The sequence below is a fragment of the Mesorhizobium sp. B2-1-8 genome (genome assembly GCF_006442545.2).
GTDB lineage: Bacteria > Pseudomonadota > Alphaproteobacteria > Rhizobiales > Rhizobiaceae > Mesorhizobium.
In genome coordinates this window covers 5,173,392-5,192,806 of the sequence record NZ_CP083952.1, presented here as the reverse complement: position 1 = coordinate 5,192,806, position 19,415 = coordinate 5,173,392, and the positions used below count along the sequence as shown (strand labels likewise).

At 61.0% G+C, this 19,415-nt stretch carries 17 protein-coding genes and 3 pseudogenes; 15 read left to right on the top strand and 5 right to left on the bottom strand.

All coding sequences use genetic code 11. The features are described from left to right. Position 1 precedes the first annotated feature (1 nt). The 7 genes and pseudogenes from FJ970_RS25660 to FJ970_RS25635 form a co-directional block, all read left to right on the top strand. Positions 2-1,012: a C-terminal binding protein gene (locus tag FJ970_RS25660; protein WP_140762551.1), complete on the top strand. Its 1,011-nt coding sequence runs from the start codon at positions 2-4 to the stop codon at positions 1,010-1,012. Positions 1,013-1,274: 262 nt separating this feature from the next. Continuing rightward, positions 1,275-2,303, top strand: a complete 1,029-nt coding sequence (locus FJ970_RS25655; RefSeq protein ID WP_140762554.1) for a 2-aminoethylphosphonate ABC transporter substrate-binding protein — start codon at positions 1,275-1,277, stop codon at positions 2,301-2,303. A 32-nt stretch (positions 2,304-2,335) separates the two neighbouring features. Then, a complete protein-coding gene (locus FJ970_RS25650) occupies positions 2,336-3,481 on the top strand; it encodes an ABC transporter ATP-binding protein (protein ID WP_140762557.1) in 1,146 nt (381 codons plus the stop codon). Continuing rightward, entirely contained in the window at positions 3,474-4,334 is an 861-nt protein-coding gene (locus FJ970_RS25645; RefSeq protein WP_140762560.1) for a 2-aminoethylphosphonate ABC transporter permease subunit, read from the top strand. Before FJ970_RS25650 ends, FJ970_RS25645 begins: the two co-directional genes overlap by 8 nt. Before the next feature lie 3 nt (positions 4,335-4,337). Then, complete coding sequence (locus tag FJ970_RS25640; protein WP_140762563.1) at positions 4,338-5,135, top strand: ABC transporter permease subunit; 798 nt, start codon at positions 4,338-4,340, stop codon at positions 5,133-5,135. Between the two features lie 193 nt (positions 5,136-5,328). Continuing rightward, positions 5,329-5,457, top strand: coding sequence for a hypothetical protein (locus FJ970_RS33705; RefSeq protein ID WP_265336196.1), 129 nt, complete (start codon positions 5,329-5,331; stop codon positions 5,455-5,457). Between the two features lie 91 nt (positions 5,458-5,548). Further along, positions 5,549-6,346: pseudogene (locus tag FJ970_RS25635) on the top strand (Tn3 family transposase); the annotation flags it as partial. A gap of 20 nt (positions 6,347-6,366) precedes the next feature. Here the strand turns inward: FJ970_RS25635 and FJ970_RS25630 are convergent. Further along, positions 6,367-6,762, bottom strand: a complete 396-nt coding sequence (locus FJ970_RS25630; RefSeq protein ID WP_227792200.1) for a YidB family protein — start codon at positions 6,760-6,762, stop codon at positions 6,367-6,369. A 293-nt stretch (positions 6,763-7,055) separates the two neighbouring features. Next, positions 7,056-7,941: pseudogene (locus FJ970_RS25625) on the bottom strand (MBL fold metallo-hydrolase). Positions 7,942-8,247: 306 nt separating this feature from the next. Here FJ970_RS25625 and FJ970_RS25620 point away from each other — a divergent pair. Then, on the top strand, positions 8,248-9,417 hold the full coding sequence (locus tag FJ970_RS25620; RefSeq protein ID WP_140762570.1) for a beta-glucosidase: 1,170 nt from the start codon (positions 8,248-8,250) through the stop codon (positions 9,415-9,417). A gap of 82 nt (positions 9,418-9,499) precedes the next feature. Here the strand turns inward: FJ970_RS25620 and glf are convergent, their stop codons facing one another. Beyond that, positions 9,500-10,660, bottom strand: a complete 1,161-nt coding sequence (gene glf / locus FJ970_RS25615) for a UDP-galactopyranose mutase (RefSeq protein WP_140762573.1) — start codon at positions 10,658-10,660, stop codon at positions 9,500-9,502. 2 nt (positions 10,661-10,662) lie between these two features. Further along, entirely contained in the window at positions 10,663-11,835 is a 1,173-nt protein-coding gene (locus FJ970_RS25610; protein WP_140762576.1) for a glycosyltransferase, read from the bottom strand. 347 nt (positions 11,836-12,182) lie between these two features. On the opposite strand from FJ970_RS25610, the gene FJ970_RS25605 reads away from it, so the two are divergent. The 6 genes and pseudogenes from FJ970_RS25605 (at position 12,183) to FJ970_RS25580 (ending at position 15,846) form a co-directional block, all read left to right on the top strand. After that, positions 12,183-13,100: a hypothetical protein gene (locus FJ970_RS25605; protein ID WP_181178741.1), complete on the top strand. Its 918-nt coding sequence runs from the start codon at positions 12,183-12,185 to the stop codon at positions 13,098-13,100. A 176-nt stretch (positions 13,101-13,276) separates the two neighbouring features. Continuing rightward, positions 13,277-13,372 (top strand): annotated as a pseudogene (locus FJ970_RS25600) (catalase); the annotation flags it as partial. 387 nt (positions 13,373-13,759) lie between these two features. Further along, complete coding sequence (locus FJ970_RS25595) at positions 13,760-14,005, top strand: hypothetical protein (protein WP_140762579.1); 246 nt, start codon at positions 13,760-13,762, stop codon at positions 14,003-14,005. Between the two features lie 7 nt (positions 14,006-14,012). Then, on the top strand, positions 14,013-14,624 hold the full coding sequence (locus FJ970_RS25590; RefSeq protein ID WP_140762582.1) for a hypothetical protein: 612 nt from the start codon (positions 14,013-14,015) through the stop codon (positions 14,622-14,624). After that, positions 14,621-15,013 (top strand): phage holin family protein, encoded by a 393-nt coding sequence (locus tag FJ970_RS25585; protein WP_140762585.1) that lies wholly within the window; start codon positions 14,621-14,623, stop codon positions 15,011-15,013. Before FJ970_RS25590 ends, FJ970_RS25585 begins: the two co-directional genes overlap by 4 nt. After that, complete coding sequence (locus FJ970_RS25580; protein WP_140762587.1) at positions 15,010-15,846, top strand: DUF3618 domain-containing protein; 837 nt, start codon at positions 15,010-15,012, stop codon at positions 15,844-15,846. Before FJ970_RS25585 ends, FJ970_RS25580 begins: the two co-directional genes overlap by 4 nt. A 47-nt stretch (positions 15,847-15,893) precedes the next feature. On the opposite strand, the gene FJ970_RS25575 is transcribed toward FJ970_RS25580, so the two are convergent. Further along, positions 15,894-16,976 carry a sensor histidine kinase gene (locus FJ970_RS25575; protein WP_140762590.1) on the bottom strand — a complete coding sequence of 361 codons (1,083 nt, stop codon included), beginning with the start codon at positions 16,974-16,976 and terminating at the stop codon, positions 15,894-15,896. Between the two features lie 358 nt (positions 16,977-17,334). Between FJ970_RS25575 and FJ970_RS25570 the strand changes: the two genes are divergently transcribed. After that, positions 17,335-19,266, top strand: coding sequence for an AI-2E family transporter (locus FJ970_RS25570; protein WP_411908798.1), 1,932 nt, complete (start codon positions 17,335-17,337; stop codon positions 19,264-19,266). Positions 19,267-19,415: the final 149 nt, after the last annotated feature.

The following is a 19,415-nucleotide window of genomic DNA, read 5'->3' as shown; positions in this document are numbered from 1 at the left end:
CATGAAGGCCGTCCGCACAGACCGGGAACTCGAATGTCCTGGCATTGACGTCGGCTTGCTGGCGAAGGGCGTCGACCTGGTGACGCTGCCGGACGGTCTTCCAGAAACCGAGCTCATCGAGGCAGTTGCCGACGCCGACCTTCTCTTGATGTGCTACACGCCGATCACCGCGCGGGTGATCGATGCCGCTCCCAAGCTGAAGGGCATCGTCAAATATGGCGTCGGCATCGATGCCATCGACATCCCCGCCGCGATGCGGCGCGGCGTTCCCGTGGTCAACGTACCCGAATATGCCGAGGAAACCGTTGCCGAAGGAGCCTTCGCGCTGATGATCGCGCTGGCCAAGCGGCTGCCGGCGATCACGCAGGCAATGTCGCGCGACGGCTGGATCTGGCCCGAACAGCGCTGGCTGGGGCGAGACATTTCCGGCGCCACATTGGGGCTGGTTGGCTGCGGCAAGATTGGCCGCAGCATGGCGCGCATGGCCGGGCAGGGGTTTCACGCTCGGGTTCTTGGTTTCGATCCCTGCGTCGATGCGGCGACGATGCACGCCGCCGGCATCGAAAAGGTCGACGATCTCCAAGCCATGCTGCGGACCTGCGACTTCGTTTCCATCCATTGTGTGCTGAACGACAACACGCGCGGCCTGATCGGCCAAGCCGAACTCGCTTGCCTCAAGCCTTCCGCCATCATCGTCAACGTCTCACGCGGTGCGCTGATCGAGGAGACGGCACTGATCGAAGCGATCGTTGCCGGACGCATAGGCGGCGTCGGGCTCGACGTCTATTCGGTCGAGCCTTTGGCAAAGTCGGGCCATCCGATGAGCGCATTGTTCGGCCGCGACAATGTGATCCTCTTTCCGCATCTCACATTCTTCACGCACGAAGCGATGCGCCGGCTTGAAGAAGACACGCTCGCCCGCTGCTTCGAAATCCTCGACGGCCGTCCGGTGACAGTCCGCTCGTTCGATCCTCGTCTGCGGGCGCAGACGGCAGGCGTTTTATTCTCCTGATTATCCCAGCGTTTTAGGGTTCGGGAGCTTGCTTGGCATAAAGTCTCGAAGGCTCGAAATGCGTCCACGACGTGCGACAGTTCTGTGACAAATATCAGAGGAAGTTTGTCTGTCATAAAATAAATAGATTTTACTTATCGATCCCCAGTCATCAGAGTTGTCACAACGACGACATCCAATCGGCTCAACGTCCGGCAGAGACCGATGCCGATTGGTCCTAGTGCATCGCAGAATGTGCCTTAAATCAAAAGGGGAACTGGTCATGAAATCACGAAACGCAACCATGGTCGCGGCCTTCGCCGCGTTGCTCACTTCGGCCGCTCTCGTCGGACCGGCCCTCGCCGACGGCGTCGTCACCATCTATTCCGCCGATGGCCTGCATGATGGCAATGGCAGCTGGTACGAAACCGAATTCGCCGCCTTCACAAAGGCCACCGGCATCACCGTTCAGTATATCGAGGCAGGCTCGGGCGGCGTCGTCGAGCGCGTCGCCAAGGAGAAGTCGAACCCGCAGGCCGACGTGCTTGTGACCTTGCCGCCTTTCATCCAGCGCGCCGCCGTAGACGGCCTGCTGCAGGATTACAAGCCCGAAGCCGCATCCCAGATCGACGGTGGCACCGACAAGTACCGGCCGCTGGTCAACAACTACATGGACTTCATCTACAACAGCGCCGTGCTGTCGGAAGCGCCGAAGACCTACAACGACCTGCTCGACCCGAAGTTCAAGGGCAAGATCCAGTATTCGACCCCCGGCCAGGCCGGCGATGGCACGGCCGTCATGCTGCAGATCATCCATGCCTTTGGCGGCGAGGACGCCGGCTTCGCCTTCATGAAGAAGCTGCAGGACAATAATGTCGGCCCGTCCGCCTCCACGGGCAAGCTGACCGCGCTGGTCAACAAGGGCGAACTGCATGTCGCCAATGGCGATCTGCAGATGAACATGTCGCAGATGGCCGACAATCCGAACATCAAGGTGTTCTGGCCCGCTGGTCCGGACGGCACCCGCTCCACCTTCGCCTTGCCCTACGAAATCGGGCTGGTCGCCGGCGCGCCTAATGCCGACAACGGCAAGAAGCTGATCGACTTCCTGCTCGCCAAGGAAGCACAATCGACTGTAAGCTCGGTTGCGCTCGGCATGCCGGCCCGAAAGGACGTAAAGCCCGATGATGCCAACTTTGCCAAGGCACAAGAGGCGATGAAGGGCGTCACCATCTGGTCGCCGAACTGGGACGAGGCGCTGAGCAAGCTTCCCGACTACGTCAGGAAGTGGAACGAGGCGACCGGAAGCTGACACCCGAGGGCAGAAATCGGGAGGACCATGCCATGTCGGCCGCAGCCTTTACTGGTACCAGTGTCATGGACATCGACGCCGCGAAAATTCGCGGCGCCGGCTCCAACGTCCATTTCGACAAGGTCAGCGTCGCCTACGGCGCGCATGTCGTCCTGCACCCGCTGACCCTGGATATCGCGCCCGGTGAAATCCTGGCGTTGATCGGCCCGTCAGGCTCGGGCAAGACCACCGCCTTACGGGCCCTTGCTGGTTTCGTGCGGCCGGCAAGTGGCCGCATCCGCATCGGCGCCACCGATGTGACCGACCTGCCGCCCTACGAACGTGGCCTCGGCATGGTGGTGCAGAATTACGCGCTGTTTCCGCATATGCGGGTCGAGGACAACGTCGCCTTTGGCCTGCGGGCCCAAGGCGCCGACAAGGCGCTGATTGCCGAGCGGGTCAAGGATGCGCTCGGTACTGTCGACATGGCGACTTTTGCCCGGCGTTATCCGCGCGAACTCTCGGGTGGCCAGCAACAGCGCGTGGCGATCGCCAGGGCATTGGCCGTGCGGCCGCGTGTGCTGCTGCTCGACGAGCCGCTGTCGGCGCTCGACGCGCAGATCCGCCGCAACATGGTCGAGGAGATTGCCCGCCTGCACCGCAGCCTGCCGGGCCTGACCATTCTCTATGTCACCCACGACCAGACCGAGGCGCTGACGCTTGCCGACAAGATCGCCATCATGCGCGACGGCAGGGTCTGTTCGCACGGACCGACGACGGAACTCTACCGCCGTCCGCCGAACCGGTTCACCGCCGAGTTCCTCGGCCGCGCCAACCTTCTGCCGGTGACGGTCGCCGAGGGCGCCGGGTCGAAGGGCCTTGCCACGGCAAGGCACGGCGACGCGGTGCTCAGGGGTGCCGGCCGCGACGAGAAGGCTGGCGACAAGAGCCTGCTCTGCATCAGGCCGCAGCACCTCAGCCTGACCGCCGACAGCGAGCATACCAACCGCATCGTCGGCACATTGATGGAAGTGCACTGGCAGGGCGAACTCACTCATCTCGTGCTCGATGTCGAGGGCACACCGGTTCGTGTCTCGGCAACGAGATTGCCGGTCGCCTTGCCCGAGCCCGGCGCCCAGGTGCCGCTGTTCTTCGCTCCCGCCGATACCTCGCTTCTGCCGGAAGACGCCGGTGTCTGAGGCGGTCGCCATCGGTTCGCCGGCCACCAGCAGGCGGGAACCCGGCAAATTCTGGATCGTGCCGCCGGCGGCCCTGCTGGCGCTGCTGTTCTTCTATCCGCTGGCGCTTATTGCCCGGCAGGCATTCCTTGACGATAGCGGCGTCGCCAATGCCGCCGAGATCATTCGCGTCCTGCATTCGCGGTTCTTCCTCAACGCGCTGATCAACACGGTGACGATCTCGGTCGCGGCGACAGCCGGATGCCTGGCCGTCGGCCTCGTGCTGGCGCTGATCCTGGCCTTCGTGCCGTTTCCCGGCAGCGGCTTCATCGCCCGGCTGATCGACACGTTCATCGCGCTGCCGACTTTCCTGGTGACGCTGGCCTTCACCTTCCTCTACGGGTCCGCCGGCATGCTCAACACCGGGCTGATGGAGGCCTTCTCGCTGCCGCTGCCGCCCGTCGATTTCCTCTATTCGACATGGGGCGTGGTGCTGGCCGAGGTCACGGTCTACACGCCCTTCATCCTGCGGCCGCTGCTTGCCGCCTTCTCCCTGGTCGATCGCGGCCAGATCGAAGCGGCAAGCGTGCTCGGCGCCAGGCCGTTCCGCATCGTGCACCAGGTCATCCTACCGGCCGCGGTTCCGGCGCTCATCGCCGGCGGCAGCCTGTGCCTGCTGTTGACCGTCAACGAATTCGGCATCGTGCTGTTCATCGGCGCCAAGGGTGTCATCACGCTGCCGTTGCTGATCTACGGCAAGGCGATCCAGGAGTCGGCCTACCAAGTCGCCTGCATCATCGCCGTGGTCAACATCGCGCTGTCGCTCGGCCTGTTCGGCCTTTACCGTTTCGCCGCCGCCCGGTTGGGGGTCTAGCCAATGCTGGTCTGGTCGCGCCCTGGTCGCATCGTGCTGTGGATGCTCTTCGCGCTGATCTTCGGCGTGCTGTTCCTGGCGCCGCTGGCGATCATCCTCCTGTCCAGTCTCGCCGACCAGTGGAACGGCGTGCTGCCCAATGGCCTGACGACGGAGCATTACACCGATGTGGTCAAAGGGTCGGCCTGGAACTCGGTCAAGGCCAGTCTGATCACCGGCTTCCTGGCCAGTGCGCTGGCATTGGTCAGCGGCACATGGGCGGCACTGTCGCTTCGCCTCCAGGGGCACTCCTTGAAACGGCTGCTCGGCCTGCTGTTTTTCATCCCCAGCGCCGTGCCTTCGGTGTCGGTCGGGCTGGGCCTGCTGGTTGCCTTCAGTCATCCGCCGCTGCTGCTCAACGGCACGATCGCGATCGTCATGATCGCCCATTTCGTGCTGATCTCGGCCTTCACCTTCGGCAATGTCTCGGCCGGTCTGGCACGGCTATCGCCCGACTTCGAACAGGTGGCCTCGAGCCTTGGCGCGCGGCCGGCCTACCGGCTCTGGCACGTCACGCTGCCTCTGCTCGCGCCTTACCTTGTCGCCGCCTTCGGGCTGAGCTTCGCGCTCTCCATGGGCGAGCTTGGCGCGACCGTGATGGTCTATCCGCCAGGCTGGGTGACGCTGCCGGTGTCGATTTTCTCGCTCACAGATCGCGGCGACATCTTTGCCGGAGCGGCGCTGACCATGATCCTGGTGGTGGCAACGCTGGTCCTGCTCCTCGGACTCGAGCGCGTCACCGCACGTGCCACCGGTTCGTAGCAAATTGAATTCAGCGAGATTGCGATCGGGAGAAGCAAACCGTCGAAGCGGACTATCTGCACCTATTTCGACGAGAATTTTCTTCAATCTTGCCCCGTTCGAGCAGATCGAGGGCCTGTACAGGTGCCTCGACGACGATCCGTTTGGCCGCGCGCTCCTGCGGCGATACAGCGACCGGTTCCCCGGCAGCGCGATGTTGACGGCAGGCAGCGGCTGCACCGGCCATTACCGCGCGATCAGGATGTGGGAAGCGGCGGTGAACGAGGCCGGCACGGTCGAGCGCGCGACGCGGTCATCGGGGCGCTCGATCATACCCGGATAGGCGAGGGGCCGGCGGTCCGGCCGAAATGGTCCCCGGCCAGCACCACGTTCGCATGAACATGTACATCGCGCAGGCGCAGCGCGGCCGCTTCACCGCCCTGCAGTCTGCCAATGACTATGGCCAGAACGCATTGGAGGTACTCGATCAGGAAGTCGGACGGCACCGGTTGCTGCGGATGAAGTCTGAGCTTGAGTCGATGGTCGAGGACAACGAGGCGGCACCTTTGGCCCTGGCGGCCGAACAGTATGCAACCGTGCACAAGTATGCCGGTGCTTTTCTGCGGACGCTCACATTCCAATCGGCGCGGCGACACGATCCGCTTCTTGCGGCAATTTCGCTGCTGAAACGCCTATATGCCGAGAGGCGTCGGACGCTCCCGGATCGCGTCCCAGTCACCCACCTCAGCCAAGCCGATCTACGGCTCATCTTCGAACAGGGAAAGCCTGATCGCCGTGTCTACGAGATTGCAACGCTCGGGGCTTTGCGAGACAGGCTTAGATCTGCAGACATTTGGGTCGACGGCAGCCGATCCTTCCGGCCGATCGATGAGCCCCTGATGCCGCGGTCGGCATTCACCACAATGAAGGAAGAGGATCGGCTCGGATTGGGCGTCCAGCGTGATGGCACGGCTTGGCTCGCCGAAGCGCGGCAGATGCTCGACTTCAATCTGAAGCGCCTGGCGCACAGAGCACGGTCAGGGAAGCTCGAAGGTGTTCGCCTTGAAGCCGGGACGTTGATCGTCACACCGACCGCTGGCGAAGTTCCTGCCGCCGCCGAGGAACTGAATGCCGAGATCAGCGATATGTATCCAATGGTTGAGGTGCCGGATCTCCTGAGGGAAGTGCACGATCGGACTGGTTTTGCCGACCAATTCACGCATCCTAGGACACATTGTCGAGCAAGGTCGACTTATCCCAAGCCTTGTGTTGATTCAGGCAGCCATTCACCATTCGGCGTCATTTCGTTGACTGTCTCGGGTAGGTCCCGCGTAATCCTTCTGATTAGCTCCTCGCGCGAAAGACCCGTCTGCACCGACATGGACATCAGTGTACCTTCGTCCATCGCCGCTTCGACGAGCCTTGGCTCGATTGGTTGGTTTGGGCCGTTGCCAACCCACGAGTCGACTTTAGATCCTGCGCCCAGCTCCCTGAATCGGTCGAGGATCTGACCAAGGTCAGCCCTCGACACGCCATTAGTTATCTGAGCCAGAATTCTGCGTTGCGGATCGTTTGGGTTAAGATACCCCGCTCCCGGAATCAATTCACAGACTTTGTCGCGACTTCGGTATGCCAAAACGCCAAGCATCGCGATCGCCAGTCTTCCCAGATTTGCCATTTGGTCTCCTCCGCGGTTTGGCATGAGCGAGTCTTGGCGAATGCCGACGCGTTCGGGCTCGAATAACTGCCGGTCGGCTCGCCGCCGGAGAGGACGCGTCCTTCCGGCGCTTGGCTGCCGCCCTGCGTCGATCGAACCTCCTAACCGGCGCCTCCCGGGTTTGTTCCGCTTGTCGGAGTTTGTCGGTGAACGATGCAGGGGCGCCCGACTCGACGGGAAACTCTACCGGTCGAGAGATAGAGTCGGCCCAATCTGACCTATTTTCAGAACGATGGCGGATCGGTTGCCCTAGCTATCTGGGACGCTGGCTCGCGCACGAATTTCATTTTCGGCGGCACGGCCAACTGCCTGAACCGATCAGCCAGGCTGTCGAGAGCTTGACGCATGCCCACGCCCGCAGCCGCCGTCCCGTGTCCGCTGATGACCATCTGCGGCTTCAGTGCGGCCATGCGCTTCACCGATCTTTCCGCCGCATCCCAGTCGGGCGTGAAATAGCGTGGCGGACCGTGCATCTCGAGATCCTGAACGGCGACCTCATAGACCGACTCCTGACCCGTGGTGATGAAAGCGTCCCCCACGATCAGCGAGCGGTCTTCCTCCCGCCAGAGCGAGATATGCCCCGAGGCGTGTCCCGGCGTGTGCAGCCATTGCCATCCGGGCATCCCGGGGATCCATCCGTCGGCAGGCAAGGACACCAAGCGGTCGCCAAGATCGGATCGGGCCGCATGGAAAGAGCGGCGAAAGCAATGCCATCAGTCCAACCCCCCACAGGGGTCCGGTGGCGGATAGAGCATGGTTCCGTCCAGATAACGCTCGAGCGGGTGTGCGAAGACAGGCACGTCCCACGTATTCGCAGGTCCAGAACCGTTCCCACATGGTCGAAATGGCCGTGAGTCAAGATGATCGCGGCCGGCCGCGTGTCAGTCCCAAAGCGCTTTCCGCGACCGCAAGGATGCTGCTCCGGGACGTCGGCAACCCTGTATCGAGCAGCACCCATTTGCGATCTCCGCTGCCCGGTGCGCCGAAGAACACGACATTGACGATTGCCAATCGCAAATGGCCCAGATCTGGTGCGATACTCCAAGCGCCGTCGCCACGATCCTCCCGCCTGGCGCGGTCGATATCGGAAAGTCGAATTTGAACGGTCATATGATCCCGTGCCTCTGTTGTTTGCGAGCATCCGGCCGAGCTGATCGATGCCGGTGGTACATCCCCGAACTTGGCTCCGGCCGCCTTGTTCCTGATTTGCCTTCGCCACTCAGCTACCGGACGGTGGACCACCGGAACAAAGACACGACCAATCGGTTCGGCACTACTCGGTCATGTAAGAATGACGGGTATGCCGAACTGAGCAGGGGGATGCTGCTTGCCCGATCGGATGCGTTTTCGCCAAGGCAGTTCTCGCTCCGAACAATCCGGCCGAGTGCGAAGCCGACTGACCAAAGGAGACTTCGAATGAACGAGGCGGCACGCACGAAGGGCCAGGAGGTGGATGCTTCGGTTTCCGGTGCTTGGCGCTTTGCCAGTTTTTTCATGGCGGGCTTTGAATGCTCCTCGCATCGGCGCAAGGACGGCGTTCGCCTCGACCTTATTCGTGCGACCTCGCATAATTTGCATGCCCTGGGCGACTACCGCGGCTGCGCCGAACTCGGCCTTCGCACCATCCGCGACGGGTTGCGCTGGCACCTGATCGAAACCGCTCCCGGAACTTATGACTGGTCAAGTTGGGCGCCTATGGTCGAGGCAGCCCAAACGGCAGGTGTCCAGGTCATCTGGGACATCTTCCACTACGGATCCCCAGACCACGTCGATCAGGGGTCGCAGCATTTCATCGATGCCTATGCCTCATTTGCGGCCGAGGCCGTGAGGGTGCACCGCTCGATTACCGGAACATCGCCTCTGTTGTGTCCAATCAACGAGATCTCCTTCTTTGCCTGGGCTGTTGAGGTCAGCTATTTCCCGCGCGTGGGGCCGAACAAACGGGGATGGTTCAAGCGGCATCTCGTCAAGGCCGCCATCGCGGGTGTTCGTGCAATGCGGGAAGTCGACCCGGCATGCAGATTTGTCTGGGCCGAGCCGCTCATCCATATCGCGCCACGCGACCGGACCCGAGGCGAAAGGCGCCGGGCCGAAAACGCCCGATTGGGACAGTTCGAGGCTTACGACATGTTGCTGGGCCGCGTCGAACCTGAGTTGGGCGGGAGCGAAGATGTTGTCGACGCCGTTGGCCTGAATTTCTACCCGCACAATCAATGGTACATAAATGGGCCGACTATTCCGATGGGGCACCACGAGTACCGTGCTCTGTCGGAAATGTTGATGGAGGCCGCTCATCGATACGGCAAGCCGATGTTCATCGCAGAGACCGGGTCGGAGGGATCCGGCGGGCCGGCCTGGCTCCACTATGTCTGCGACGAGGTGCGTGCGGCGATGAGCCTCCAAGCGCCGATCGAGGGTATTTGCCTGTACCCGATAACCGCCTACCCCGGGTGGGATAATTCCCGACATGCGGAGGTGGGGCTGTTTTCGGTCATCCAGGCGGATGGCACGCGACGTCTGTGCCAGCCAATCGCGGACGAACTGGTCCGTCAGCAATATCTGTTCGCGCCGAATCTGACGCGCTGAAGGTGTGGCCGGCAACACCAAGGGGAGGGCGCCTGCCCGCCCCGCGGTGCTGGATGAGTTCTTTGCGGTTCCCCAGCCGCCTTTAGCCCTTATGTGCAGGGGAACTTATTGCCAAGTCCGCCAACGTCTTTCCCGGGCTTGCCCATTCCGGGACGCTTTTTTGGATGCGATCGAAAGTAGCCAGAGCCTGTCCGACCACCTGATCCATGTTGTAGTAGCGGTATGTTGCCAGGCGTCCGACAAACCACACGTCCGAACAGGTTGCGGAGAGTGCTTCATAGCGCTTGTACAGCGCTTCGTTTTCGGCCCGCGGCACCGGGTAGTACGGATCTCCGATATCCGTGGGGTATTCGTAGGTCAGGCTGGTCCGCGAGTTCTGCTGGCCGGTGAGATGTTTGTACTCCGTGATGCGAGTGTAGTCTTGCGTCTGCGGATAATTGACGACGGCAACCGGCTGAAACTGTTCGCAGTCCAGTGTAACGTGCTCGAAACGCAGCGAGCGATAGGGAAGATGCCCGAGCTGCCACCCGAAATATTCATCGATTGGTCCGGTATAGATCAGGCGCCTGAACGGTATCTTCTCACGAATTTCGCGGAAATCGGCATGCAGCATGATCTTGATGTTCGGGTGATCGAGCATGCGTTCGAACATCCTTGTGTATCCGCCGGCCGGGATTTTCTGGAAGCTGTCGCTGAAATAGCGGTCGTCATGGTTGGTCCTGGTCGGCACTCGTGCTGTCACAGATTTACTCAGTTGGCTGGGATCGACGCCCCATTGCTTCCTTGTGTAGCCACGGAAGAATTTTTCGTAGAGCTCCCGTCCGACGGTACTGACGACGACGTCCTCCGCCGTGCGAACATCCTCCACAGTCTCGCGTCGGGACGCAAAGAAATCCTCCAACTGTGCCGAGGTCAGGTCCAGACCGTAAAGGCGGTTGATCGTGTCGAGATTGATCGGGATCGGAACGAGCTTCCCGTCCACCGCCGCCAACACCCTGTGCTCGTATGACCGCCATTCGGTGAACTGCGACAGATACCCCACGATCGCCTGACTGTTCGTGTGAAAGATATGCGGACCATAGCGGTGGATGAGGATGCCGGCTTCGTTGTAGCAATCGTAGGCGTTGCCGCCGACATGGCCGCGGCGATCGACCAGCAGAACGCTCTCGTGACGCTGCGAGGCTATTCTTTCGGCAAGCACGCTGCCGGCAAAACCCGCCCCGACGACCAGCCAATCGAACATGGCTAAGCACTCCTGCGAAGAGGGACGACCTTTTTGCCTTGATAGGCGCGCTCAATGTGAGCTGCCATGGCGTTCCATGTTCGCTCCCACGAGGTGTCCGCAAGGTAGGCGTCGACTTGCTGCATAAGCATTTCACGCGGCCGTAAAAGAACGGAGCGCAGCTTGATTTCCAGATCATCGGGGTCGGCGATTTCCACCAGTCCAGCGGCGCCGTAGCTGCGCACCACGTCGACGATCGCCGTCGAGATCACCGGCAGGCCCGCCGCCAGGAACTCCGGCGTCTTGGTAGGGCTGATGAACCGGGTCGCTTCATTGAGTGCGAACGGCATCCAGCCCGCATCCCAATGGCGCAGGTAGTCGGGCAGATCGCGGTAACCTTTCCCGCCCAGCCAGTGAAGATTCTCGGCCTGGGGCAGGTCTGCGGGGTCGATCTTGACCACCGGGCCGAGCATGACGAAATGCACGTCCGGCATGGTCTCCGCCGCTTGAGCCACGAGATCGACATCCAGCCGCTCGTCGATTACGCCGAAATACCCTACCCTCGGGTGAGGGATTCCGGTCTGATCGGCTGGGTCCTTGCCCGGCTTCCTTGCCTTGTGAAAGTGGCTCACATCGATGCTGCTCGGGAAGGGATAGATCGCATGATGCAGATGACGTTTGTTCTCGAACAGGCTTAGGCCGCCTGTAAAAACGCGATCGGCGCGGCGCAGAAGTGCCTTTTCCAGTTGGCCGAGTTCGGGTGGTGCATTCTTGAACGCGGAGAGTTCGTCCATGCAGTCATAGACGCATACGTCCGGCACAAGGTATTCCGTGAAGCGAAGAGCCATTGGTGTGTAATACCAAGCGATAAGCCGGCTGTGCGGCATAGAAGCGATTGTCTGCTGAACAAATCTCCGCTGCACGGCATCTGCTTTCGCGGCGGACGTGCCGAGCGGGAGCACTGGTGTGACAATCAGAATGTTTGGCGAGGCCTCGCTTTTCCGCATCACCGGCTGCGGCAGTTCTTCGAAAAGGGGTTCTTCAAAGTAGACCACTCTCTGCTGCATGGACGCGAGAGTGAGGATATGCTGCGGTCTTTGATGAACGAAATTCCACCTTAAATGGGAGAAGCAAACCAGAAGATTTTGCCTGCCAGCATGTTTACTGGCGGTTGCCCTGCTCAAGGCTGCTTCCATTGAGATATTCCTTTTTATAGACGGTCGTTTATGTTGCGACTAACATTTGTTAATCGTGAATGACGAAGAATTAGACTTCGGTTTCAGCTCCTAACTTTCGTGCAGGTGAGTTGTTCCAAGTTGAAACAAACAGCCTCGGTCGCTGCTTTGGATGGGCGCTGGCTGCGCGGGGAAGAATGGCAGCCGGAGGGGACGGGCCATCGGAAGGCTCCCGATCAGGGTTTGCTGGTGGAGAACCGCCCTTGCCGTATTTGTGTTGAACTCGCTGGCTATAAAATATGCGGGACATCCAAATTGATTCGCCTGCATCGCTGGGGATCTAGGGCAAGGCAAATTCCGAGACTGAGATGAAGATCACCTTCGATACCAACGTGTTTCCGCTGTTTCATCCGCAGAGCGTGGATGACCTCAAGGACCCATGCCCCGTCTTCGATGGCAGGCTGTGGCATGTCTTCGGTTCAAGCGGGACGGTAACGACCGAGACGTGGAGAATCCTGCACGCGACGGCGCCCGACCTTTATGGGCCTTGGACCGAGCACGAAGCGATCGAGCTTCCCATCAACGGGACGGGGGTCGCGGCTCCGGGCGTCATCCACGAAAGTGGCGTCTTCCACATGTTCATCCAGACCGAGTTCATGAAATCCGGCGGCCGTTGCGAGCATGCGGTTTCCAACGACGGCTTCCATTGGGTGGTTCTCACCCCGGCCATTCTCGCCATCCCCGACACGGAGGAGGATGGCATCTACGATCCACACCCCGCGGTCATCGGCGGCAAGCGCTATCTCGCTTACTCTGCCATGCCAAAATTCAACAGGGTGCCGCAGCCCGACATCTATCTCGCACGCAGCCAGTCCGACTCGTGGTTCGGTCCCTGGAAGCGGATAGGCAAGATACTCGATCATGCTGATGTTCCTCATCACAATACGAGAGAGGATCCCGACTATGAATGGGGCATAGAGGGTGCGCAGCTGGTCGAGTTGCCAGATGGCCGCGTGCTTCTGAACGCCACTTGCTTTCTCCCAAATGGCCTTCGTGGGAACCGTCAGCGCGTATTTTTCGCCATCGCCGATGACGTCGCCGGACCTTACGTGTCGATCGGCCCGGTGCTCGAACCAGGCCAGCCCGGAGAGAATGGTCATTCGACAGTGATGATAGAAGGCAGCCAACTTTCACTGTTCTACCAAAGCCGGGTTGCCGCGACCGATCACCGGTGGCGTTACGGCTTGGCCAGATGTGACGTCGCTCTGTTTTCCAAGGTTGCCTAATCCCGGGCCGACGGTCAGCGCCACCGCGTTCGACCGGCCGGCACGGCCCCGCGTCGTGGCAATTGAGCTCTGCTGACAGGGGGGCGATCCGCTGCCAGTTCTTTCGGAATTAAACGGCTGCCCGGGCGGAATGCGTCCAGGCTGAGGTTCGGCTAGCTGCAAACAAACAGTCGGCCATGTATCACACCGACAAGAAATTGCAGTTCCCGGTTCGAGTCGAGGCGTCGAACCCACTCTTTGCTCCCGCCTTACAGCAGGCCATCGACGGAGTGCGCCGATGCTCTCGCCGCCCCGGCCAAGCCCTGGTGCGCAAATTGGGCAGATGTTCGACAGGAAGGCAGCCGAATGGGTAAAATCGCAGGCAGGAAGCGGCGGCGAAAGCCACCGCTTCCGCTTTGTCCCGTTCGCACTCGAGGGTGGCGGCCTCCCGTCAAGACGCCTCCGGCTGAAGAAGCCTGGCGAAGACATCGCGAATGAGCTGCGGCAGGACGTCGAACGAGTAGCCGACGTATGTCACTCGAGCGGCGTGTGATAATGCGTCCCAAGGGATCGATGTTGATGGTCGGTATGTTGGCCAGTGCTCGCTGGAGAAGCCAGCGCACGCTGTCTTTCCGCGATGGCGTGCTGCGGGCGACGATGTCGAGGGAGGATTCATCTACTTGGCGATCGGCAGCTGTGCTGGAGAACTGGACCGAGGCCCCGCGGCAACGCCGCTCTTGCCTGCGGTGTCCGGACCAAGCTTCCCCTGCATCGCCCTTGAATCGCAAAAAGCTCTTCGTCAACGGAACATCGCAGGTTCCGTGAAGTTGGGCAGCACGGAGGAACGTGCAATGAACAGTGTCATCTATCTTATCGGCCTCGTCGTTGTCGTGCTCGCGGTCCTCTCCTTCCTCGGTTTTCACTAGGTGATCCATGCAACGCAATGACGGCCAGGGCCGTAAACCCGCAGATTTCGACAAGGCGACAAGTGACGTTTCCGACAGGGTTGGCCGGGAAAAAGAGCGCGCGAGCGAGTTGCTTCACGATGCGCGCGACGAACTGACCCGCAAGACTGGCGGCTACGCAAAAGAAGCCACGCAGGTCATGTCGGACAAGGCAGAGGAAACGCAGCGCGACATCGAGTCGAGCTTGGCGGCGTTGGGCGGCGCGCTACGCGCGGCCAGCGATCACCTGGCCAACCATGATGAAAGGACAGCATCGAAATTTGCCTTGGAGGCCGCTGGCGGACTGGAGCGGCTTTCCTCCTCGTTGAAACAAAAACCGTTGGGGCAGGTGCTTGAGGATGTGCAGTCCTTCGGCCGGCAAAACCCCGGTGTCCTGCTCGCTGGCTCCGTATTGGCTGGATTGGCGCTTGGACGGTTCATCAAAGCCTCCCCACCGACAAGCCCCGAGGCATCTCGGAGTGCCTCGGGAGAAGCCAACTCGCAGACCGTTCGATCTGCTGATCGGTCGACAGACGGCTCCCGAGGATATGGCCGCCCCGATGACGATCTGGCCACGCAGCACGCGGAGCAAGACAGATGAACACGCAGGACAATCCCAGCCTCGCGACCCTGGTGACCGACTTGGCCCAAAACGTCACCACGCTGGTGCAAACCGAAGCCAGGCTTCTGCGGGCGGAGCTTTCAGAAAAGCTCACCAAGACGGGAGCTGGCGCCGCCGAGGTGCTGGGCGGAGCAATCTGCCTGCTCGCGGCTCTGATCGTGCTGCTGCAAGCACTGGTCATCGCATTGACTCGGGCAGGGCTGGGCGCCGGGTGGTCCTCACTGCTGGTCGGCGTGGTGGTAGCGATTCTTGGCGTTATCCTGCTGCGCACGGGGACGGCAAGCATGGCGCCTTCCGAACTTACTCCCGACCGGACGCAGGAACAGCTCAGGCGCGACGCGAATGTGATCAAGGAACAAGTGAGATGACCGAGAAATCCGCAGCCGAACTTGAACGCGAGGCGGAGGCCGCGCGCGCCAGGGTGGTGGAAACCGCCGAATCCATTCGAGGCAAGATGACACCGGGACAATTGCTGGATGAATTCACCGGGATCTTCTCCGGAGGAGAGAGTTCGGCCATGCTCAACAACCTGAGAACCCAGGTCCGGGACAATCCTTTGCCCGTGACCATGGTGGGCGCCGGCCTGGCTTGGCTGATGCTGGGCAGTGGTCCGTCGAACGGCAGCAACCGCCCGGCCAGTTATGCGACGCCTACACCGCCCAGTGGGCGCTACGAGGCGGAGGGCGGCGGCTTGGGCAGCACGCTCTCCGACGCTGCTGGATCGGTCTCGTCAGCCGCAAGCAGCGTTGGGAGCACCATATCGAGCGGGGCAAAGGGCATCGCGGAGGGACTGACGAGCAACGCCGCTGATGCAGGATCGGCGGCTGGCGACATGGCTGCGAAAGCCAGCCGCTCGGCGCATGAGCTATTGAATGATCAGCCCCTGGCCGTTGCGGCGGTCGGTCTCGCCATCGGCGCCGCGATAGGCGCCATGTTGCCCCATACCGCAATCGAGGATGAGCAACTGGGCGGATATCGCGAGAAGCTTCGCGACACCTCGGAGGGCATGCTCGAGCAAGGCCTCGATCAGGCCAAGCAAGTTGCCGCAGAGGCCTACGAGACGATCAAGCAGGAAGCTGGACGGCAGGACACACAAGCAGGCACGGTGGCCGACCAAATTGGAGATGTCGTCCAATCCGCGGCTGACTCGGCGGAGCGGTCCGTACGTGAACGGATTTCTCCGTCAGAGCAAAAATCCTAGGTGTTCTAGTTCCCACGTGGGAGCTGACGAACCATTTGGGTTGCAATCTATGCTGCCGCGGCAGAGCGCTTGAACACAATGGTGACTCGGGTGCCCGCGTCAGCGCTGGAAGTCACGTCGAACTCAGCCTTGGCGTTCTCTGTCAGCGATTGGGCGATGAGCGCGCCGAGCTTGCCCTGCTTGGGCCAGCTCTCGCCTTCCGGCAACCCGATGCCGTCATCGGCGACGACGACACGGCAGCCATCGTCGTTAACGACGCTGTGCAGGGTGATCGTGCCGCTGTCACGCCCGCGAAATGCATGTTTGAGCGCGTTGGTCAGCAGTTCGTTGACCACCAGGCCAGCAGGCATGGCAACGTTGACCGAAACCGGGTAGGTATCAACCTTCATGTCGAGGCGAATGCCCTCGACAGCATGCGACGCCATTACGGCGGACGCGATCTGGCTCAGATAGACGCCGAGATCGACTTCCTCCTTGTGCTCCTCGCCCGACAGCGTCTTATAAAGAATAGCCAGGGCGTCGACGCGGCCGGCCAGTCTTTCGAAGCGCTCGCGGTCCGGCTCGGTCGCATTGCGCGTTTCGAGGCGTATCAGGGCGGTAATCATCTGCAGATTGTTCTTCACCCGGTGCTGCAATTCCCGCAGTAGCGTGTCCTTCTCGCGGACGCGCTCTTCGATCGTCCGCGCACTTTCGGCCTCGCCATGGACCGAGACGTCGACCAGTGCGACCAGCCGGAAGCAGGCTTTGCCGCCGTCATCCTCAATTACGTTGGAATAGACGTCGACGATTGCTGGGTTGTCCTCGGCCCGCTCAAGCCGGAACGTACCGACGAAATCGGTCTCTTCGACCACCGCACCGGACAGCGCGCGGTCCTTCTGCTGGTGGAGGCCAATACCGGAAAGTGCCGCCCAATGCTTCTGGGCGAGCGCGGCCGCCTTCAGGCCGGAGAGCTTCTCGAACTCCGGATTGGCATAGACCACACGTTCCAGCCCACCGAGATCCGAAACGGCGATTGCAATCGGCACTTGGTCGAGAAACTTCTTGAACTGTTCACTTTCCAGCGCGCTGGCAAGGTCCGGCGTTTCCAGCAGCTGCCCGACCGTTTCCGCCATATCTGAATCCGATGTCATCTGCTGCGTCCAGAGTTTTCTAGACTGCACCAATATCAGTGAAGCGATGCGCGAGCTATCGCCAAAGCGGCACTTTCAGCGGCATCAGGAGTAGGCCGGTACCAGCCTGGTCTCGCGCAACGGCAGCGCCATGGTGAAATGCAGGCCATCGCGAAGATAGTTCAGCTTGATTCTGGCATTGCATTGCCGGCCACCAGATGCAGAAGATGTCCTGATTGCATCATTCGCAAAAACCCACTGCAACCATTAGTCTCTGCTAACGTTGCAGGCCAACTGACCAGGCGCCCCTATCACCGAAGGGCAAGGTGGAGGGGTTATTGTGGGGATTGATCGTAACGGCAGATATCCCTTCTCCGGACTGCAAAGTACCCTTTCGGTAGCACATCGGCGCACCGCGTTGCCGACCGTCGCGACGGTCGTAGTCACCGTGGCCGCTCTGTATTTCGGGCGCGAGGTTTTCCTGCCGATAGCGATTGCCCTGCTGTTGACCTTCGCACTCGCCCCGATGGTTTCCGCGCTAAAACGGGCCGGCGTGCCCAGGGTCGCGGCTGTCGTATTGAGCGTCCTTGGCGCCTTCGCAGCGCTGGCTCTGTTCAGCTTCATTGTCGCCTCGCAGGTCAACGAATTGGCGCACAATGTATCGCTTTATCAGGCAAACATTCTAACCAAGGTTCGCTTGCTGAAGGAAAGAGGCGTGGGGGGAGGGATCATTGCCAGGTTGAGCGATGTGGTCGAGCGTGTCGGCCAGGAGATTGATAGACAGGAACCTGCGCTGCCCTCAGCGGCAGACACGCCAAAGCGCGAACCGGTGCCAGTCGAAATCGTCGCGCGCGAAAGGCCGCTCGAGGTGCTCCAGAGCATCGTCGGCCCTTTGATCAGTCCCCTGGCATCTGCCGGTCTGATCATAGTCGTTGTCGTCTTCATGCTCTTAGAACGGGAAGATCTACGGGATCGTTTCATCCGGCTCGTGGGCTACGGCGACCTTCATCGAACGACTCAGGCGCTGCAGGATGCCGGAAGGCGAGTCGGTCGCTATCTGCTGATGCAGATGGTGGTCAACGTCGCCTATGCAGTGCCAATTGCAATTGGGCTCTGGATACTCGGCATCCCTAACGCCTTGCTCTGGGGCTTGCTAGCACTTGCACTTCGCTTTGTGCCCTATATCGGCCCGATCATCGGTGCTTCCCTACCTTTATTCCTAGCGCTCGCCGTGGCTCCCGGATGGTCGCTCCTGTTGTGGACAGCGGCGCTGTTCGTCGTGATGGAGCTGATCACCGGCAATGTCATAGAGCCTTGGCTTTACGGGTCGCGCACAGGCTTGTCGCCGCTGGCGATCATAGTCGCTGCAATCTTCTGGACCTGGTTATGGGGGCCACTCGGTCTGGTCCTGTCAACGCCCCTAACTGTCTGTCTAGTCGTGCTCGGTCGGCACGTTCCGCAGTTTGAGTTCCTCGACGTGCTGTTCGGCAACGAGCCGATGCTTGAACCCCACGCGCGGCTCTATCAGCGTCTGCTCGCCGGCGACCCAGAAGAGGCCACAGACCATGCTGAGGAGTTTCTTGAAGAGGGCTATCTGGTCGAGTTCTACGACAAAGTGGCCATTCCAGCCTTGCTGCTAGGCGAGCAGGATCGTGTTCGCGGCGTAATGGGCGAACCGCAAAGACGTCAGGTGGCGGCAAGCGCCCAGACTCTGGTGGCAAACTTGGTGGATAGCGCGCAGCAGGAGGCCAGCGAGGAAGAGGAACCGGCCTTGGCCGACGACGCCGAACCGAGCGACACCAAGGGCGGCGAGGATGAGATCGAACTGCCTGATGGCACCGATATCACCGTGCTGTGTGCAGGTGGGCGTGGCGAACTCGATGACGCTGCGGCCGCCATGCTGATGCAGGTGCTGGAAGTCCAGGGTGCGGAAGCATCAATGGCCAGCTTTGCCGATTTGGAGCCAAACGCTCTTCGCCGCCTCGAACTTGGCAGCTTCGACACCGTTGTCGTCAATTTCCTCAACCAGGATTCGGTCAAACACGCTCGCTTCCTTGTTCGTCGCCTGAAGCGCGCAAAGGCGGCGCTACGGGTAGGCGTGGTGTTGTGGTCCGGGCCAGGCAATGACGACAACGACGCATGCGAGAAGCTTGCCACTGGCATCAACGCCGATTTCGTTGCGGATGGCATGATCAGTGCTGTGCTTGGTGCGCTTTCCAAATCCGCGCCAGTCGGGCTCAAATCAACGGCAAAACGCCGTCGCCCTCCGCCTCGTCGGAAGAGGGCCCTCTCGGCCACTCCGACCGAGTGATCTCCACCATATTGCCATGACGCGGGCGATCTTTACCTGTCCATCAGGCCTCTGACTGTCGCAGAAGGGTGCTCAAGACCTGTCCATCAGCCACGGCGGCGGTGACCAGCCAAGCGTCTCTTCGCTTTTGCGTTATCACAGCAACGATA